This is a genomic window from Streptococcus sp. CL8.13, from assembly GCF_049737895.1.
In genome coordinates this window covers 1-18,230 of sequence record NZ_JBKOTT010000003.1, presented here as the reverse complement: position 1 = coordinate 18,230, position 18,230 = coordinate 1, and the positions used below count along the sequence as shown (strand labels likewise).

The 18,230-nt window shown below is 41.3% G+C and carries 19 protein-coding genes and 1 tRNA gene; 5 read left to right on the top strand and 15 right to left on the bottom strand.

Going from position 1 to position 18,230, the window contains the following annotated elements; genetic code table 11:
* Positions 1–190: 190 nt before the first annotated feature.
* From vex3 to ACLNCN_RS00285, 7 genes are all read right to left on the bottom strand, one after another.
* Positions 191–1,570, bottom strand: a complete 1,380-nt coding sequence (vex3, locus tag ACLNCN_RS00315; RefSeq protein ID WP_150922549.1) for an ABC transporter permease subunit Vex3 — start codon at positions 1,568–1,570, stop codon at positions 191–193.
* Between the two features lie 54 nt (positions 1,571–1,624).
* Entirely contained in the window at positions 1,625–2,272 is a 648-nt protein-coding gene (gene vex2 / locus ACLNCN_RS00310) for an ABC transporter ATP-binding subunit Vex2 (RefSeq protein ID WP_415748102.1), read from the bottom strand.
* A gap of 12 nt (positions 2,273–2,284) precedes the next feature.
* A complete protein-coding gene (locus ACLNCN_RS00305; RefSeq protein WP_415748101.1) occupies positions 2,285–3,562 on the bottom strand; it encodes an ABC transporter permease in 1,278 nt (425 codons plus the stop codon).
* A gap of 137 nt (positions 3,563–3,699) precedes the next feature.
* Positions 3,700–3,785: transfer RNA gene (locus ACLNCN_RS00300), tRNA-Leu, on the bottom strand.
* A 79-nt stretch (positions 3,786–3,864) separates the two neighbouring features.
* The gene (locus ACLNCN_RS00295; RefSeq protein WP_424844399.1) at positions 3,865–4,440 is read right to left on the bottom strand and encodes a cysteine hydrolase family protein; all 576 of its coding nucleotides are present in this window, start codon (positions 4,438–4,440) and stop codon (positions 3,865–3,867) included.
* Complete coding sequence (codY, locus tag ACLNCN_RS00290) at positions 4,440–5,228, bottom strand: GTP-sensing pleiotropic transcriptional regulator CodY (protein ID WP_000940738.1); 789 nt, start codon at positions 5,226–5,228, stop codon at positions 4,440–4,442. Before codY ends, ACLNCN_RS00295 begins: the two co-directional genes overlap by 1 nt.
* A gap of 255 nt (positions 5,229–5,483) precedes the next feature.
* The gene (locus ACLNCN_RS00285) at positions 5,484–7,058 is read right to left on the bottom strand and encodes a DEAD/DEAH box helicase (RefSeq protein ID WP_125452544.1); all 1,575 of its coding nucleotides are present in this window, start codon (positions 7,056–7,058) and stop codon (positions 5,484–5,486) included.
* A 328-nt stretch (positions 7,059–7,386) separates the two neighbouring features.
* Here ACLNCN_RS00285 and ACLNCN_RS00280 point away from each other — a divergent pair, with 328 nt between their 5' ends.
* The 4 genes from ACLNCN_RS00280 to ACLNCN_RS00265 all read left to right on the top strand — a co-directional run bounded on the left by ACLNCN_RS00280 (position 7,387) and on the right by ACLNCN_RS00265 (position 12,289).
* Positions 7,387–8,703 carry an FAD-containing oxidoreductase gene (locus ACLNCN_RS00280; protein WP_371613472.1) on the top strand — a complete coding sequence of 439 codons (1,317 nt, stop codon included), beginning with the start codon at positions 7,387–7,389 and terminating at the stop codon, positions 8,701–8,703.
* A 251-nt stretch (positions 8,704–8,954) separates the two neighbouring features.
* Positions 8,955–10,298, top strand: coding sequence for a lipid II isoglutaminyl synthase subunit MurT (murT, locus tag ACLNCN_RS00275; protein WP_415748223.1), 1,344 nt, complete (start codon positions 8,955–8,957; stop codon positions 10,296–10,298).
* Entirely contained in the window at positions 10,298–11,080 is a 783-nt protein-coding gene (gene gatD, locus ACLNCN_RS00270; RefSeq protein ID WP_033684891.1) for a lipid II isoglutaminyl synthase subunit GatD, read from the top strand. The genes murT and gatD overlap by 1 nt, the downstream gene beginning before the upstream one ends.
* 126 nt (positions 11,081–11,206) lie before the next feature.
* Positions 11,207–12,289: a M24 family metallopeptidase gene (locus ACLNCN_RS00265; RefSeq protein WP_261100046.1), complete on the top strand. Its 1,083-nt coding sequence runs from the start codon at positions 11,207–11,209 to the stop codon at positions 12,287–12,289.
* A gap of 101 nt (positions 12,290–12,390) precedes the next feature.
* On the opposite strand, the gene ACLNCN_RS00260 is transcribed toward ACLNCN_RS00265, so the two are convergent.
* The 8 genes from ACLNCN_RS00260 to ACLNCN_RS00225 all read right to left on the bottom strand — a co-directional run bounded on the left by ACLNCN_RS00260 (position 12,391) and on the right by ACLNCN_RS00225 (position 17,987).
* A complete protein-coding gene (locus tag ACLNCN_RS00260) occupies positions 12,391–12,852 on the bottom strand; it encodes an ECF transporter S component (protein WP_084888661.1) in 462 nt (153 codons plus the stop codon).
* Entirely contained in the window at positions 12,830–13,603 is a 774-nt protein-coding gene (locus ACLNCN_RS00255; RefSeq protein WP_424844398.1) for a bifunctional hydroxymethylpyrimidine kinase/phosphomethylpyrimidine kinase, read from the bottom strand. The genes ACLNCN_RS00260 and ACLNCN_RS00255 overlap by 23 nt, the downstream gene beginning before the upstream one ends.
* A complete protein-coding gene (gene truA / locus ACLNCN_RS00250; RefSeq protein ID WP_424844397.1) occupies positions 13,593–14,342 on the bottom strand; it encodes a tRNA pseudouridine(38-40) synthase TruA in 750 nt (249 codons plus the stop codon). Before truA ends, ACLNCN_RS00255 begins: the two co-directional genes overlap by 11 nt.
* Before the next feature lie 97 nt (positions 14,343–14,439).
* The gene (locus ACLNCN_RS00245; RefSeq protein ID WP_424844396.1) at positions 14,440–15,591 is read right to left on the bottom strand and encodes an MFS transporter; all 1,152 of its coding nucleotides are present in this window, start codon (positions 15,589–15,591) and stop codon (positions 14,440–14,442) included.
* A gap of 124 nt (positions 15,592–15,715) precedes the next feature.
* Positions 15,716–16,345, bottom strand: coding sequence for a Pr6Pr family membrane protein (locus ACLNCN_RS00240; protein WP_045605971.1), 630 nt, complete (start codon positions 16,343–16,345; stop codon positions 15,716–15,718).
* Positions 16,346–16,347: 2 nt separating this feature from the next.
* Positions 16,348–16,686, bottom strand: a complete 339-nt coding sequence (locus ACLNCN_RS00235; RefSeq protein WP_001061582.1) for a zinc ribbon domain-containing protein YjdM — start codon at positions 16,684–16,686, stop codon at positions 16,348–16,350.
* 129 nt (positions 16,687–16,815) lie between these two features.
* Positions 16,816–17,487 carry a (d)CMP kinase gene (gene cmk, locus ACLNCN_RS00230; protein ID WP_049502392.1) on the bottom strand — a complete coding sequence of 224 codons (672 nt, stop codon included), beginning with the start codon at positions 17,485–17,487 and terminating at the stop codon, positions 16,816–16,818.
* Between the two features lie 8 nt (positions 17,488–17,495).
* Entirely contained in the window at positions 17,496–17,987 is a 492-nt protein-coding gene (locus tag ACLNCN_RS00225) for an SAG1386/EF1546 family surface-associated protein (protein WP_001040920.1), read from the bottom strand.
* Positions 17,988–18,032: 45 nt separating this feature from the next.
* On the opposite strand from ACLNCN_RS00225, the gene ACLNCN_RS00220 reads away from it, so the two are divergent.
* Complete coding sequence (locus tag ACLNCN_RS00220; protein ID WP_004235080.1) at positions 18,033–18,230, top strand: ferredoxin; 198 nt, start codon at positions 18,033–18,035, stop codon at positions 18,228–18,230.

Below are 18,230 nucleotides of genomic sequence, written 5' to 3'. Positions count from 1 at the left end.
CCTTTCTAATAAATTCAATAGCTTTAGTATATCATATTCAAGTACTAAAGTACAAAGAAAGCAACTGAAAGCAATGATTTTCACCACTGCTTTCGGCTCTATTTTGAATTGTTAAATAGCCATTCTCTATCCACCATTCTTGAATAGAAAAATAAGATGTAGTCACTATTTTAGACTAATTTTTTCAAACTTATTCACTATCCAGCAAGAGCTCTTTTGGTTGTTTTCTTAGGAGATTGCTTGAAGCCAGCGCCATAACGAGAACGACTAGAACTAAAGCAAGAACAAAAACGATGATAAAGTCCGATGTCTGAATGGAAATATCTAGGCTCGACAAGGTCTTGCTAAAGCCATCTACTTCTGCACCACCACCAAGATTAGAGGCTTGAGCAGCCTTGCTGGCTTGCTTGGCAACACCTGAAGTCACATTGGCAAGAACAGTGTTTCCGATTGCACGAGCTGTGTAGCTGGCTAGGAAGTAGGCAGAAACAAGAGCAGGAATGGCAATCAAGATAGATTCAGTGATGAATTGCCCCAAGATACTTGCCTGCTTAAGACCGATAGAGAGGAGGATGCCCACTTCCTTGCGACGGGCATTGATCCAAAGACTAAGCAAGAGGGCAAGGAGAAGAACTGAGAAACTCAAGCTGCCCCAGAAGAGGAGGTTGGCCATCTTGTACATACCAGAAATGGATTGCTCAAGAGCTGGGTAGTTAGAGGAGCTCTTAACGAGTGTATAGCTCTTCCAGTTGATACCACTGATGCCATTCAACTCTTTCATAACATCATCCAAGTTTTTATCCGCTGTTACAAAGAAGGTTGCGTCCCCATAAATAGCTGTGTCTTCTGTGTATCCATAAAGTTTAGCAGCCGTATGGATGTCTGTGATGGCTGTGTTTTCATAGAGTTCTTGTGAGTAGGTTACTGCCGACTTATTGTGACCATCAAAGAGTCCCTTGATTGTCACTTCAACTGTTTCCTTGGCACCTTTTTCATTGTCTGCATCGTAGATATTGGAGTCTAGTTTGACCTTATCCCCGACTTTCCAGCCGTGTTTGGCTGCCAAGTCCTTATGCATGAGAATCTTGTCTTTGTCGTCGTTGGTTAGGTGTTCACCTTCGACCAGCTTATAAGAGCCAGAGACAAACTTGTCTTCTTTAGAGGAGTCATTGACACCAGTGATCATCAAGCTGCTTCCAAAATGTTTAGCACGATCAGGTGTTAGATTTTTCTTGGTATCTGGCGTTTCGATGAGTTCATATCCAGTCAAATCTCCGATAGCGTTGATGCGTTTCACATAAGACTCGATGGCCTTGTTTTCGGTGATTTTTTTGATATCTTCCCCCTTAATATTCCCAGCACCACGAGGTGTTCCTTGATTGACGCGACGATTGATTTGCATGGAGAAGCTATTGGTGATATTTTTAAAGGTCTCCTGAGAAGCCTTGGCAGTAGCTCCCTTGATCGACAAGCCGACCAAACTTAAGCTCGCCATGAGGAGAATAATCAGGAAGATGACAATCGATTTGAAAAACTTCCTTGTAACATAGGCAAATGCATTGTGTAACATAGGTTCCCTTTCTAGATTTTGTTCTTTCTTATAGTTCTAACAGAAAAGCTCAAATTATTTACTAGTATTGCGAGTTTCAGTCAGTTTCTTATCCTTCAACTCAAGTGTAATATCTGACGCTTGTGCCACTTCTTTGCTGTGGGTAACGACGATGACACATTTACCTGTTTTCTGGGAAAGTGATTTGAGCAGTTCGACAATATCTCCGGCAGTTTTAGGATCCAGGTTTCCTGTTGGCTCATCAGCTAGAATAACTGGAGCTTCTGATACCAGACTACGAGCGATGGCAACACGTTGCTGTTGACCACCTGATAACTGGAGAACATTCCGCTTGATCTGACTTTCATCCAAACCAAGTTCAAGAAGTGTCTCCTTGCTTGCCTTTTTGTTGACCAAGCGGATATTTTCCAGTGGAGAAAGATAATCTATCAAGTTATAATTTTGAAAGACCAAGGAAATATGGTGCATGCGATGATAAGAATATCCCTTCTTACGAATATCCTCTCCTTGAAAAAGGATAGAACCTTCAACAGGACTATCTAGACCAGCCAGGAGGGACAAGAGAGTGGATTTTCCTGCTCCTGACTCACCAATGATACTGTAAAATTTCCCGGGTTCAAAATTATAATTGATCTGATATAGGACTGCTTCAGCAGTGTTCTTATAACGGTAGGTAACATCTTGTAATTGTAATAAAGTCATGATTTCTCCTTCTTAACTAATAGATGATAAAATTTCTTTAGGCGATTTTCTAAATAAGAATAGGAAACAAAGGGCTACAGACAAGCAACTAAGCAGAACTAGAAAAACATAAGATTCTGCAAAAGATAATAAACTACTTGATAGACTGCTTGCTTTAGCTAGCGTGTCTTGTAGAGCTGCCTGATCTCCACTTGCTAGGACAGTTTGGAGCAGATAGGATGTAATGGCATTTCCAGCGATAAAGGATGGAAGCAAAGCTCCGAGAGATACCAAAACTACCTCTAAACAGAATTGTAGGAAAATCGAACTCTTGCCTTTTCCAAGTGCCAGAAGAATTCCCACTTCGTAGACCCTTTCTCTCAACCAGAGAGACAAAACTAGAATTAAGGCCCCTGCTCCAGCTATCAACATCCCATAAAGGAAGATGGTTAGGAAGGTTTGGAAGGTAGCAACTGAGTCTTTGATTTGTTCAAAAGCCTTGCTTTCCTTTTCGACTTGATAGCCTTGGTTTTCCAAAGACAAGTTTTCTACCTGCTTCATGAGTCCGTCCATTTCCTTAGGATTTTCTACATAAAAGCGCGCTGCACTGACTAGAGATTCACCATTTCCCAAAAGGCTTTGGCTACTTTCATAGTCTGTAAAGACTTGGTTTTCACTGAAGTCAGAAGACAAGCCCGTAAATTTCTCTTGTTTTTTACCAGAGAAGATTCCGACGATTTCAAACTCGACAGTTTGTCCTTTCCCAGCTTCTGACTGTCCAGCATCCAAGCGAAGCTTGTCATGAAGCGAAAGACCGTTCTTCTTAGCCAACTCTTCGTGGATGATGATTTTCTTTGAATCCCCTTTTTGAAGGTGTCGACCTTCTTTTAGATTGAAAGCTGAACTGGTAAAGGTGACATCCTTGGATGAATCCTCAAGAGCCGTTAAGCTAACCAAGTTCTTGTCCGCAGCTGACAAATCATCACGCTCCACGCTCTGCTCGCCACTCACTGCTTCCTTGTCTTTTAATTTTGCAATCATCTCGAGTTCAGGAGAAACATTTTCCAGTCCCTTAATCTTGCTTACAGATACTAGATCCGACAGCTTGAAAGTCTGACCATTTTCTATCTTCTTAATAGAAAAAGATGTGTTGAGTGATTTGTAAAGATTGGTTTCAACTGTTTTGTTGGACTTCATCAAAGTCAAACAGGCTGAAATTCCAGCCAATAGGACCAATAAAATCAGAAATAAAATAAAACTTCTCAGTCGTTTTCTGCTGACATAAGCCCAAGCTCTTTGGATTGGATTCATTTGTCACCTCCATAATTGTAAGACTATTATAAAATCCAAATATGAAATGTTTATGAAATACAAAAAAAGAGCAAAAATTTTTTTGCTCTACTTTAATTAGATGAAAAAAGAGCTAACCTAAGCTAACTCTTATCCTATGCGGAGAGAGGGACTTGAACCCTCACGACCTAAAGCGGTCACAGGATCCTTAGTCCTGCGCGTCTGCCAATTCCGCCATCCCCGCGTCGATTACTTTACTAGTATATCAACTTTTAGGATGCTTGTCAACACTTTTTTCAATTTTTTTCATTTCATCTACTAAATTACTCTGAAATTTCATTTAGATTTTCATCTACTAACTTAGCTCCAAGTGTATTTTTGAAATGTTCAAGGGCAAATTGGTGATTTTCAGGCCAGATGGAAGCAACAGCTGGTTTAACAATCTCGATATCATATCCTAGATTATAGGCATCTATAGCTGTATGCAGGACACAGATATCCGTCAAGACACCAGTTAAGATAACTGTAGAAACTCGACGCTCTCTCAAACGGATATCCAGGTCAGTCCCTGAAAAAGCTGAGTAATGGCGTTTATCCATCCAAAAGACACGACTATCTGAACCATGTTCTTGATAAAAGGTCCCCAAATCTCCGTATAAATTCCGTCCACTAGTCCCAATCAAATTATGAGGAGGAAATAGCTTGCTTTCTGGATAGAAACAATCGTTTTCTTCGTGAGCATCGATGGTAAAGAAGATATAATCTCCGCGTTCAAAAGCTAATCGAGTCACCTTGCTAATAGCTTCCGAAATAGCCCGAGCTGGAGCACCTGCTGTCAATTTTCCACTATCTGCAACAAAATCTTCTGTATAGTCAATCGAAATTAAAGCCTTAGTCATTAGTAATCTCTTTTCTTCACTTCTTCAAAAATATCTGAAATCAAGACCTTAAGATAGGTTCCCTTCATTCCAAGTGAGCGACTTTCAATAATTCCTGCAGATTCAAGTTTACGAAGGGCATTGACAATCACAGAACGGGTGATTCCGATGCGGTCTGCAATTACAGACGCAGTCAACTGCCCTTCATTTCCATTTAATTCCCCTAAAATTGCTGAAACAGCACGGAGTTCGGAATAAGAAAGGGTATTAACCGCCATGGTAACAGCAGTACGGCGGCGAATATTTTTCTCATCTTCTTCACGTTGGAAATTAAGGAGTTGAATCCCAACAACGGTACTCGCAATCTCAACAAGAATCAAGTCCTCGTCTTCGAATTTTTTATCATTGCGCCAAATAATCAAAGAACCAAGGCGAATCCCTGATACATGGATTGGTGCAATGGTCGTCAAACCATCTGGAAAGTCGGCACGACTCTCTACAGGGAAAATACTTAAATCATGATCAACTGTCAGATTGGCTTCTGTATCGTAAATCATGTTCGCACCTTGAATGTAGTCATCCGGGAAAATTTTAGTTTGGAAGAATTGCTCTACACGATCTGTATTGGTTTTGTAACGCATAAAATAGCCAAGGAGACGTCCCTTGCTATTAACGATACAGGCGTTACAGTCAATAATATCTGCCAATTGACGGGTAATCGCATTGTAGGGGAGTTCTTCCTGCAACTGCTCCTCTGAGCGCTTCAGGATAGAAGTAATTTTTCTAGTTTTTTCTAATAAATGTGCCATTTTTCACCTCGAATTTAATCGCTATCATTATAACATAAACAGCTTGAATTTTCAATTATTATCTGAAAATTCCTTATTTAATTGCAATTTGAAAAAACAAGAATATTTTTAATTAAATTGCTTCTTTTCTATTGACAAGCCCTCTATTTTTGTGTATTATAATATTACAAGAAGATAATATATCTATTTTATTTATCTTTCTTTTCCATTCGGTCTCCTTATATAAAAAAGCGATTCATTTTGAACCGCTTTTTCTTATTTATCGCCCTTGTTACGAATAACAAAGCCTGTTTGCTTTTCGCTTGAAGTATTGCGTGGTTTTTTATTATCCTTACGATAACGTTTTTCCTTATCAAAACGATCATTGCCACGACTTCCTTTTTTGAAATCATCACGACGACCACCACGACGGTTGTCTCCACGGCGATTATCACGACGGTCATCTCCACGACGACCTCCCTTACCTTTACCACCGAAGCCATTACCTGATGGTTTAAACGGTAGTGGTTTTTCACGTGCAATCTCCACTTCTGGAAGGCTATCTGGATCTTGAACAGTCAGACTCAAGATATACATTGCCAATTCTTCTGGAGTAAATTCGGCAGCTAGCTTACGAGCATCCTTACCAAATTTCTCAAAGTTGGCACGGATAGTCTCATCTGCAAAATCACGTTCGATTTTCTTGAGAGCTACGTGTTTTTTTGCTTGAAATGCTTCTTCTGCACTTGCAGGTTTGAGACCTTTCATGCGTTTTTTAGTCAAGTTTTCAATGATTTGGAGGTAACCCATTTCATTTGGTGAAACGAAGGTAATAGACTGACCTGACTTACCAGCACGACCTGTACGACCGATACGGTGAACATAGCTTTCAGGATCTTGTGGAATATCGTAGTTATAGACATGGGTCACACCTGAAATATCCAAGCCACGCGCTGCAACGTCTGTCGCAACCAAAACATCAAGATTGCCATTTTTAAAGTCACGAAGGACACGAAGACGTTTGTTTTGGTCTAGGTCGCCATGAATTCCTTCTGCACGGAAGCCACGGATTTTCAAACCACGAGTCAATTCATCTACACGGCGTTTGGTACGACCAAATACGATAGCAAGTTCTGGTTGTTCCACATCCATGAGACGAGTCATGGTATCAAATTTTTCTTGTTCTTTAACACGGATATAGTATTGGTCAACCAATTCTGTTGTTAATTCCTTAGCAGCAATCTTCACATGCTCAGGTTCTTTCATAAACTGAACACCGATACGTTTGATGGCATCTGGCATAGTTGCTGAGAAAAGCAAAGTTTGACGGTTTTTAGGGACACGAGAAATGATAGCTTCGATATCTTCAAGGAAGCCCATGTTGAGCATTTCATCTGCTTCGTCAAGGATGAGGGTTTCAATATCTTGTAATTTCAAGGCCTTGCGTTTAATCAAGTCCAAGAGGCGACCAGGTGTTCCCACCACGATATGGGCACCAGATTTAAGAGCCTTAATTTGTTTTTCAATGCTTGATCCGCCATATACTGAACGGACTTTAACTCCCTTACTACGACCAAAGCGGAACAATTCCTCCTGACTTTGGACAGCAAGTTCACGTGTTGGAGCGATAACCAAAGCTTGGATGGTCGCTTCTTCTGTACGGATTTTTTCAAGGGTAGGCAAGCCAAAGGCTGCAGTTTTTCCTGTACCAGTCTGAGCTTGACCGATAACGTCCTTGCCTTCAAGGGCCAAGGGAATGGTTTGTTCTTGGATCGGACTGGCTTCTACAAAACCAGCTTTTTCAATCTCTGCTAGCAAATCAGCAGACAAGTTTAATTCATTAAATTTCACGTTCTTCTTCTTTCTAAAGGTGGTGCGAAGCCACCCTATAGGGCTTAGTTTATACTTTTCTTTTTATGACGTATTTTCATATACTGGATACAAAATCGTGTTGCTTCTTTTCCACAAAAGAAAAGTACTGTTTTCTTTGCAACCTATCTAGTATAACACAAGAGAGAAGCAAAAGATAGCCTAATCCATCGATAAAGTCATGTAAACGATTTTTCTGAGAAAATGAGGATGAAATTTCCACTATTTCATAAACTTTTTTAAAGCGTAGCAGAATTGTGCAAAAGTTTTTTTCTTGTGCTAGAATGAAATGCGAATAGGAGGAAGATAAATGTTAACTTATGATTTAATCGTTATCGGATTTGGTAAAGCTGGTAAAACACTAGCTGGTAAATTGGCTTCAGCTGGCAAAAAAGTTGCCCTCATTGAACGTAGCAAAGCTATGTACGGTGGAACTTGTATCAACATTGGTTGCATCCCAACTAAAACTTTGCTAGTTGCTGCTGAGAAAGACTTGTCTTTTGAAGAAGTCATTGCTACTAAAAACACTATCACTGGTCGCCTCAACGGTAAAAACTATGCGACTGTTGCTGGTACAGGCGTCGATATCTTTGATGCGGAAGCTCACTTCCTTTCAAATAAAGTCATCGAAATCCAAGCTGGTGATGAAAAGAAAGAACTGACTGCTGAAACAATCGTCATCAACACTGGTGCTGTTTCAAACGTCTTGCCAATCCCTGGACTTGCTACAAGCAAAAACGTCTTTGACTCAACAGGTATCCAAAACTTGGACAAATTGCCTCAAAACCTTGGAGTCCTTGGTGGTGGAAATATCGGTCTTGAATTTGCCGGCCTTTACAACAAACTTGGAAGCAAGGTTACAGTCCTAGATGCCTTGGATACTTTCCTACCTCGTGCAGAACCTTCCATTGCAGCGCTTGCTAAACAATACATGGAAGAAGACGGTATTGAATTGCTTCAAAATATCCGTACTACTGAAATTAAAAATGACGGTGACCAAGTGCTTGTCGTAACTGAAAATGAAACTTACCGTTTCGATGCCCTTCTTTACGCAACTGGACGCAAACCAAATGTAGAACCACTTCAACTTGAAAATACAGATATTGAACTAACTGAACGTGGTGCTATTAAAGTAGACAAACATTGTCAAACAAACGTTCCTGGTGTCTTTGCAGTTGGAGATGTCAACGGTGGCCTTCAATTTACTTACATCTCACTTGATGATTTCCGTGTTGTTTACAGCTACCTTGCTGGAGATGGCAGCTACACACTTGAAGACCGTCTCAATGTACCAAACACCATGTTTATCACACCTGCTCTTTCACAAGTTGGTTTGACGGAAAGCCAAGCAGCTGATTTGAAACTTCCATACGCTGTTAAGGAAATTCCTGTTGCAGCAATGCCTCGTGGTCACGTAAATGGAGACCTTCGTGGAGCTTTCAAAGCTGTGGTTAATACTGAAACAAAAGAAATTCTTGGAGCAAGCATCTTCTCAGAAGGATCTCAAGAAATCATCAACATCATCACTGTTGCTATGGACAACAAGATTCCTTACACTTACTTCACAAAACAAATCTTCACTCACCCAACCTTGGCTGAGAACTTGAATGACTTGTTTGCGATTTAAGTTGAGATTTAATCGTATCTAACAGCCCTCTGAGGGCTGTTTTCATTTCTGCGAAATCTCATACTCTTCGAAAATCAAATTCAAACTACGTCAGCTTCACCTTGCCGTAGGTATGGTTACTGACTTCGTCAGTTCTATCTGCAACCTCAAAACAGTATTTTGAGCAACCTGCGGCTAGCTTCCTAGTTTGCTCTTTGATTTTCATTGAGTATCAAATCTGTCTTTTCCCTCTTTTATGATATAATAGAAACATGAAATTAAAAACTACTTTGGGCCTCCTAGCTGGGCGTTCTTCCCACTTCGTTTTAAGCCGTCTTGGCCGAGGGAGTACGCTTCCAGGAAAACTTGCCCTTCAATTTGATAAAGATATTTTACAAAACCTAGCTAAGAACTACGAGATTGTCGTGATCACTGGAACCAACGGAAAAACCTTGACAACCGCCCTCACTGTCGGTATTTTAAAAGAGGTTTATGGTCAAGTTCTGACCAACCCAAGCGGTGCCAACATGATTACAGGGATTGCGACAACCTTCTTAACAGCCAAATCTTCTAAAACTGGGAAAAATATTGCCGTTCTAGAAATCGATGAAGCCAGTCTATCTCGTATCTGTGACTATATCCAGCCAAGCCTTTTTGTCATCACGAATATATTCCGTGACCAGATGGACCGCTATGGTGAGATTTACACAACTTACAAAATGATTTTGGATGCTATTCGTAAGGTACCTACGGCTACTGTTCTCCTTAATGGAGACAGTCCACTTTTCTACAAGCCAGCTATTCCAAATCCTGTAGAGTATTTTGGTTTTGACTTGGAGAAAGGTCCAGCCCAGCTGGCTCACTATAATACCGAAGGAATCCTCTGCCCTGACTGCCAAGGAATCCTCAAATATGAGCATAATACCTATGCAAACTTGGGTGCCTATATCTGTGAAAGTTGCGGATGTAAACGTCCTGATCTCGACTATCGCTTGACAGAACTAGTTGAGTTGACCAACAATCGCTCTCGCTTTGTCATAGACGGCCAAGAATACGGTATTCAAATCGGTGGGCTCTATAATATCTACAACGCCCTAGCTGCGGTTGCCATCGCCCGTTTCCTTGGTACAGATTCACAACTCATCAAGCAAGGATTTGATAAGAGCCGTGCTGTCTTTGGACGCCAAGAAACCTTCCATATTGGTAATAAGGAATGTACCCTTGTCTTGATTAAAAATCCAGTCGGTGCGACCCAAGCTATCGAAATGATTAAACTAGCACCTTATCCATTTAGCCTATCTGTCCTCCTTAACGCTAACTATGCAGATGGCATTGACACCAGCTGGATCTGGGATGCTGATTTTGAACAAATCACTGACATGGACATCCCTGAAATCAACGCTGGCGGTGTTCGTCATTCTGAAATCGCTCGTCGTCTACGAGTAACAGGCTATCCAGCTGAAAAAATCACTGAAACAAGTAGTCTGGAGCAAATTCTTAAGACAATTGAGAACCAAGACTGCAAGCATGCTTATATTCTGGCTACCTATACTGCTATGCTGGAATTCCGCGAACTGTTGGCTAGTCGTCAGATTGTTAGAAAGGAGATGAACTAATGGTTTATACTTCACTTTCCTCAAAAGCTGGCAATTACCCCTATCAGCTCAACATTGCCCACCTCTACGGAAATCTCATGAATACCTATGGGGACAATGGAAACATCCTCATGCTCAAGTATGTGGCTGAAAAACTGGGAGCCCATGTGACCGTTGACATCGTTTCTCTCCATGATGACTTTGACGAAAATCACTACGACATCGCCTTTTTCGGTGGCGGTCAAGACTTTGAACAAAGTATTATTGCAGACGACCTACCTGCTAAAAAAGAGAGCATTGACAACTACATCCAAAACGACGGTGTGGTTCTGGCTATCTGCGGTGGTTTCCAACTATTGGGGCAATATTATGTTGAAGCTTCAGGGAGACGCATCGAAGGACTAGGGGTCATGGGCCACTACACCCTCAACCAGACCAATAACCGTTTTATCGGTGACATCAAGATTCACAATGAAGATTTCGATGAAACCTACTATGGTTTTGAAAATCATCAGGGCCGTACCTTCCTCTCAGATGACCAAAAACCGCTGGGACAGGTTGTCTATGGCAATGGAAACAACGAAGAAAAGGTCGGCGAAGGGGTTCATTATAAGAATGTCTTTGGTTCTTACTTCCATGGGCCTATCCTCTCTCGCAATGCCAATCTAGCTTATCGCCTAGTCACTACAGCCCTCAAGAAGAAATATGGTCAGGACATCCAACTCCCTGCTTATGAGGACATTCTCAGTCAAGAAATCGCTGAAGAATACAGTGATGTCAAAAGCAAGGCTGACTTTTCTTAAACCAAGAAAAATCATATCAAAGAACTCCGTTATCTTGTCGGAGTTTTTTTGTCTTTTCTTTTACCCTTCTCCCTTGCATTTTCTCTCATTTTTTGCCAAAATAGAGGGGTAGAAAGAAGGTAGCATATGTCTAAATTACAACAAATCGTAACATATCTTGAATCAGAAAAACTAGACGTCGCTGTCGTATCTGACCCCGTCACAATCAATTACCTCACTGGCTTTTACAGTGATCCCCATGAACGCCAAATGTTCCTTTTTGTCCTAGCAGATCAGGAACCTCTCCTCTTTGTCCCAGCCCTTGAGGTTGAGCGTGCAAGCAGCACTGTTTCCTTCCCAGTTGTGGGCTATGTGGATTCTGAAAATCCATGGCAAAAAATGAAACATGCTCTTCCACAACTTGACTTCAAACGTGTCGCTGTTGAGTTTGACAATCTCATCTTGACCAAATATCATGGCTTGAAAATAGTCTTTGAAACTGCTGAGTTTGAAAACCTCACTCCTCGTATCCAACGTATGCGCCTTATCAAATCAGCTGACGAAGTGCAAAAAATGATGGTGGCCGGTCTCTATGCGGACAAGGCTGTTAAGGTTGGTTTTGACAATATTTCTCTTGATAAGACTGAGACAGATATTATTGCCCAAATCGACTTTGCTATGAAGCGTGAAGGTTATGAAATGAGTTTTGATACCATGGTCTTGACTGGTGATAATGCTGCAAATCCACACGGTATTCCAGCAGCAAACAAAGTTGAAAATAACGCCCTTCTCCTCTTTGACCTTGGTGTTCTAGTCAACGGCTATGCGTCAGATATGACTCGTACGGTCGCTGTCGGCAAACCAGACCAATTCAAGAAAGATATTTACAACTTAACTCTTGAAGCCCAACAAGCTGCTCTTGACTTTATCAAGCCAGGTGTGACTGCTCATGAAGTGGACCGCGCGGCCCGTGAGGTCATTGAAAAAGCTGGTTACGGCGAGTACTTCAACCACCGTCTTGGTCACGGTATCGGTATGGATGTCCACGAATTCCCATCTATCATGGAAGGAAACGACATGGTCATCGAAGAAGGCATGTGCTTCTCTGTTGAACCAGGTATCTATATCCCTGGTAAAGTCGGTGTCCGTATTGAAGACTGCGGTGTTGTTACCAAGGATGGCTTCGACCTCTTTACAAGCACCAGCAAAGACTTGCTTTATTTTGATTAATATTTTTCGAAAATCTTCCCACAATAAAACGCATAGTATCAAGCTTTCAACACCTGATACTATGCGTTTTTCTTATTTGAAAGACTTTTGACTCAGCCTCTTTACTTAATCTTCTTGATACTTTGACTAAGAATAAATCCTACAATCATCCCTACCATATTTTGCATGAAATTTGGTAAAATTTCTGGTAGGGCTGCTGCCCAGCCATTCATCAATGTAGAACCCAAGGCGTAGCCCCCTACCATGGCAATAGTTGCCAAAACGAGGCCTAACCACTGAGTTTTCCCTTTAAATCCTGCAAAAAATCCCTGCAAGCCATGGTTGACCAAGCTAAAGAACATCCACTGAGGGTAGCCTGATAAGAGGTCAATCAAGAAACCTGCTAGTCCTCCGACTACAGCTCCTTCACGACTACCAAAGTAAAAGGCCGTAAAGAAGACACCCGCATCTAAGAGAGTTAGAATTCCTGTCGGTGTTGGAATTTTTAAGAAATAACCTAGAACCACAGAAAGGGCGGTTAATAGGGATACAAGGGCGATTTTAGTTGTTTTGGTTTGCTTCATATTGTCTTACTCCATATTGATCTGCTTGTGCAATGGCACGATAAACGAAAGCTTTAGAACTTTCTACTGCTGGTAAAAGTTCATCACCTTTAACCAAGTGACTGGCAATGCTTGAGGCAAAGGTACAACCTGCACCAGCATTTTGGCCTTGGATGACAGGATTTTCTAGGACTGTAAAGGTTTGTCCGTCATAAAAGACATCTACAGCCTTGTCCTGACTAAGGCGATTGCCTCCCTTGATAATGACTGCTGGCGCTCCTAATTCATGCAATTTCTGCGCTGCAGTTTTCATGTCTTCCAAGGTTTTGATTTCCTGACCAGCCAATAATTCTGCTTCAGGAAGGTTAGGCGTAATCACGCTGACATGAGGGAAAAAGCGAATCAATTCTTGGCATAGTTCACTGACAGCTACGTCGTGCGTTTCCTTGCAGACCAAGACAGGATCCAGAACCACAGGCACTCTTGGGCGTTGTTTGATAAAGTCCAATGCCTTCTCAGCCACACTGACAGTTGGTAGAAGACCAATCTTAATCCCTGCAAATTCCACATCACGCAAGCTTTCTAATTCATGCTGAAAAATGGCATCGTCAGTTGGAAAGACCTCAAAGCCCTTTTCTGTCAAGGCTGTCAAGCAAGTCACTGCTACAAAGCCATGCAAGCCGTTCAAGGTATAGGTAGCCAAATCAGCTGACAAACCACCACCACTAAAAATATCATTTCCTGAAAGTGCTAAAATACGATTATTCTTCATAACGAATCTCCTTTAAATACAAGCCATTTGGTGCTGCCGTTGGACCGGCTAACTGCCTGTCCTTCTTCTCCAAAATCAAGTCAATCTGCTCTACTGGCATACGATTATTTCCGATTTTGAGCAGTGTCCCCACCATATTGCGGATCTGTTTATACAAGAAACCATTTCCTGAAAAGGTAAAGATCAAAAATTGGCCTGTCTCATCAACCCTGAGACTAGCTTCTGTAATGGTGCGAACCTTATCCTCCACACTAGTCCCAGAGGCTGTAAAACCGGTGAAATCATGGGTTCCTTCTAATTTCTTGACAGCCTCCTGAATCCGCTCCACATCAAGTGGATAGGGAAAGTGAGTAGCATAGTGACGGCGCATGGGATTTTTAGGACGACCCCTATCCACGATAAACTCATATGTCTTGCTGTGCTTAGCATAACGACAATGAAAATCATCCGCCACAAGCTCAATCGAAATCACATCAATATCTTCAGGAGACTGGGTATCCAGAGCAAAGCGAAGTTTTTCCTCATCCATTTGATAGGGCAGGTCAAAATGGATCACCTGTCCCAAAGCATGAACCCCACTATCAGTCCTACCAGCACCATGAACAGTAATGGCTTGCCCTTTATTTAACCTGGTCAAGGTTTTTTCAATTTCCTCCTGAACGCTACGCGCATGAGACTGGCGCTGAAAACCAGCAAAGGCGTAACCGTCATAGGAAATAGTTGCTTTGTATCTTGTCATAACTTCTATTTTATCAAGAAATTAATCCAATAACAAGCTAGAAAATTCATAACTATCTGGGTACAAAACTCAAAAAAGAAAAACTTAGGAATCAATCCTAAGCTCTCTTTTGAAGTAGGTACATGACAAAGATAGAGGTTACAATCAACCATGATCCTAAAATGGTGAAGACCAACATTCCATTGTGAGTTAGTAACCCAATCGTACCTAGAACGAATGGGGTCGTAAAGGCTCCGAAACTACAGCCTAAAACTGCAAATGAAGTTGCTTGATTGAGGAGTTTAGCTGGAATTCTTTCAGAGACAAGTTGAAAGACCGTCGTCAAGGCTACACTGTAGGCAAAGCCAGCCAGAACGCTTCCTGCCACCACCACCCACAAGGATGGAGACAGGGCAATCACAATTTGACCTAAGCCAAAGGTAATACCCGACCAGAGGAGCAGTTTCTCTTTAAATATTGAAATCAGGAAAGAAAAACTCACACCAGCCACAATCCCGATTAACTGCATGACACTAAGAACAAAACTAGATAACTGGGCATCTCCCAGTCCTCTTTCCACCATCAGACTTGGAATACGGATGGTAATAGCTGTATTGGTACAAACTACAACCGCCGCTTCAATAGCTAAGATAAAAATCAAGCCCTTCATTTCCCGAGTTAAGCGACTTGCTTCCTTCGTTTTTTTCTTGACTTCTTTCTTTTCTTTTCCATAAGGTACAAAGAGCAGATAAAGGATCAGAACTAAAAATCCAGCACTATAAGCTAAGAAAGTAGCTGTCCAACCAAAGGCCAACAATTGGCCGACTGCCAAGGTAATGAGAGAAGCCCCAACGACCTCTGCAGAACCGCGTAGCCCTAACATCTGAGTTCTCGTTTTTCCTTGATAGCGTTCACTGATAATAGAAATGGCCTTGGCATTGATCATCCCAACACCTAAACCAAAAAGAATCCGTGTTCCAAAGACAAAAGGATAAGCTTGGTACCAAAAGGGAGCAGTTCCACTTAGTGATAAAATCAGCAATCCCAAACTGATCTGTAAGCGCTCAGGAAATATTTTTTCTAAGAAACCATTTAGTAATAACATAATCATGATTCCAAAGGAAGGCAAGCTCGCCAAGAGCTCAATTTGTTCCTTAGGATAACCTTGATAATAGTCAAACATGGCTGGCAGGGCACTCGAGATGGAAAAGGACGTAATCAAAACGAGGGAGAGAGCCAAAATACTGGCCCGTTCTAAAAATTGTTTCATGAAATCTCTTTCTATATTTCTCTTAATCTTCTACTTTTTTGATAGTCATCAAACAAGCAAGAAAAGAAGAAGCCTCTTTAGTGTACAGACTCCTTCTTAAACTCGAAAATGAATCCCTTGTGTCTTAGGATGATTTTCTCTTGATTTGCTTAATAAAGTAGAAGATAAATCCTGCCACCATATAAGCAACAAAGATAATCAGACACCACTTGAACACGACATCCCAACCCTTGTTCACATTCAAAAAGAAGTACGGGAAGGGACTGACCTTAGAATTAGGAACATCAAGTTTCAATACCAAGCCATTAAAAAGAGCAAAAATCATATACAGCAAGGGTAAAATCGTCCACACAATTGGGTCCCAAATCTTGTATTGACCCTGTTTGTCAAAAAAGAGGGTATCTGCTAAAAACCAGAGGGGAACGATATAGTGGCAAAGGAAATTTTCTAGGGTATAGAAATTAGTCGCAATGGGCGCTAAGAGGAAATGGTAAATCACACAGGTAATCATGATACTCATAGTGACTCCACCTTTTAAGCGCAAGAGACTTGATCTTTGCCAGTTTTCACCTAAACGGCTCATAACCTTTAGGAGATAGAGCGTAAAAATCGCTACTAACAGATTTGACAGAACCGTATAATAGAGCAGCATCCCAAATCCACCATGCTTGGCGATTTCAAGATAAACTCCCGTAAAAGCCGCTAGAAACAAGAAGATACGGCTATAAAATACAAGTTTATAGTGTTTTGACATGCTTAAATTTTCTTCACAAACTCTGATTTGAGTTTCATGGCACCAAAGCCATCAATTTTACAGTCGATATTGTGGTCGCCTTCTACGATGCGGATATTCTTCACGCGCGTCCCTTGTTTCAAATCTTTTGGCGCACCTTTTACTTTCAAGTCCTTGATGAGGGTTACAGTATCACCGTCAGCCAATTTATTTCCGTTGGCATCGATAGCGACAATGCCCTCTTCTACATCTGCAACTTCAGCAGGATTCCACTCATGAGCACACTCTGGGCAAACCAGTAGGGCACCGTCTTCGTAGACATACTCTGAGTTACATTTTGGGCAATTTGGTAGGTTGTTCATGTTTTCTCCTTATCATCATTCACTATTCTTTGAAAATCAAAATTTCTCGAACAGCAACTATTATACCTTAAAATCAGCATTTTGACAAATTTAGAAAAAACCGATATCAATCTATCGGCTTCTCTACATTTACATTCTTTTTTCAGCTTCTGCTTTGATTTTTTCAACTACTTCTTGAATGTTCAAACCAGTTGTATCAAGGTAGACAGCATCCTCTGCTTGTTTGAGAGGCGAAGTCTCACGATGACTATCCTTGTAGTCACGCGCAGCTATTTCCTCTTTTAGAGTTTCAAGGTCTGTTTCAATTCCCTTGGCAATATTTTCCTTGTAACGGCGCTCTGCTCTTTCATCAACAGAAGCTACTAGGAAAATTTTCAATTCTGCTTGAGGCAATACAACCGTTCCAATATCGCGACCATCCATGACAATCCCACCTTGCTGGGCAATCTCTTGTTGGAGAGAAACTAGTTTCTCACGTACTTCAGGAATTGCTGCAATTGCTGAAACATGATTGGTCACTTCATTTTCACGGATAGGATGGGTAATATCCACATCCCCCACAAAGACAAGTTGTTCTCCAGTTTCTGAGCGCCCAAAACTGATTGGATGCTGGTCCAATAAGGCTAAAAGTTCCTCAATCTCTTCCACTCTTAACTGGTGTTTCAGAGCCATATAGGTCGCTGCACGATACATAGCACCTGTATCTAGATAGGTGTAACCAAAATCCTTAGCGATAATCTTTGCGACCGTACTCTTGCCACTTGAAGCAGGACCGTCAATAGCAATTTGAATTGTTTTCATATCAACTCCTATTTGATTTTGACAACATCACCTGGATTAGCAAACCAAGATCCTGTAGCCATATGCCCAGGATTCAAAGCCTCTAACTGAGCAATCGAGATTCCTGCACGAGCGGCAATGGCTGCTTCTCCTTCTCCAGCCATAACTTTTGTAGTTCCTTCTGGATCAGTTGGATGTTCTGAGCTACTAGATGACTCTTCTACCTTCTCCTCTGAACTAGAAGATGCCTGCTCTGAACTACTACTAGAAGTAGAAGAAACTTGCTCTACTTTTGTATCTGAATCGTGAAAATCTTTCAAGGCTGCCGTGCGATTACTCCCACCCGATGAAAGATAGATCAGAACAATAATCATCACGACTACAATCACAAAGAAAATACTTGCTAAAATAGTCAAGATACGATTAGCCAGCACTCCTCCACCTTGTTCTCTCTTACGACGTTCTGATCTTGTTTCTTCCTGATTCTCATAAATATCTTCTTGCCACGGTTCTTTTGCCATACCTTACTCCTTGTTTTTTTTTACTTTTCTTATTACAATATAAATATGAAAATCACACTTATACCTGAACGCTGCATTGCCTGTGGTCTTTGCCAAACTTATTCTGAATTATTTGATTACCACGATAATGGAATCGTGCGTTTTTACGATGACCCTGACCAACTAGAAAAAGAAATCTCTCCTAGTCAGGACGTCGTAGAAGCTGTTAGAAACTGTCCGACACGTGCCTTGATTAAAGATTAA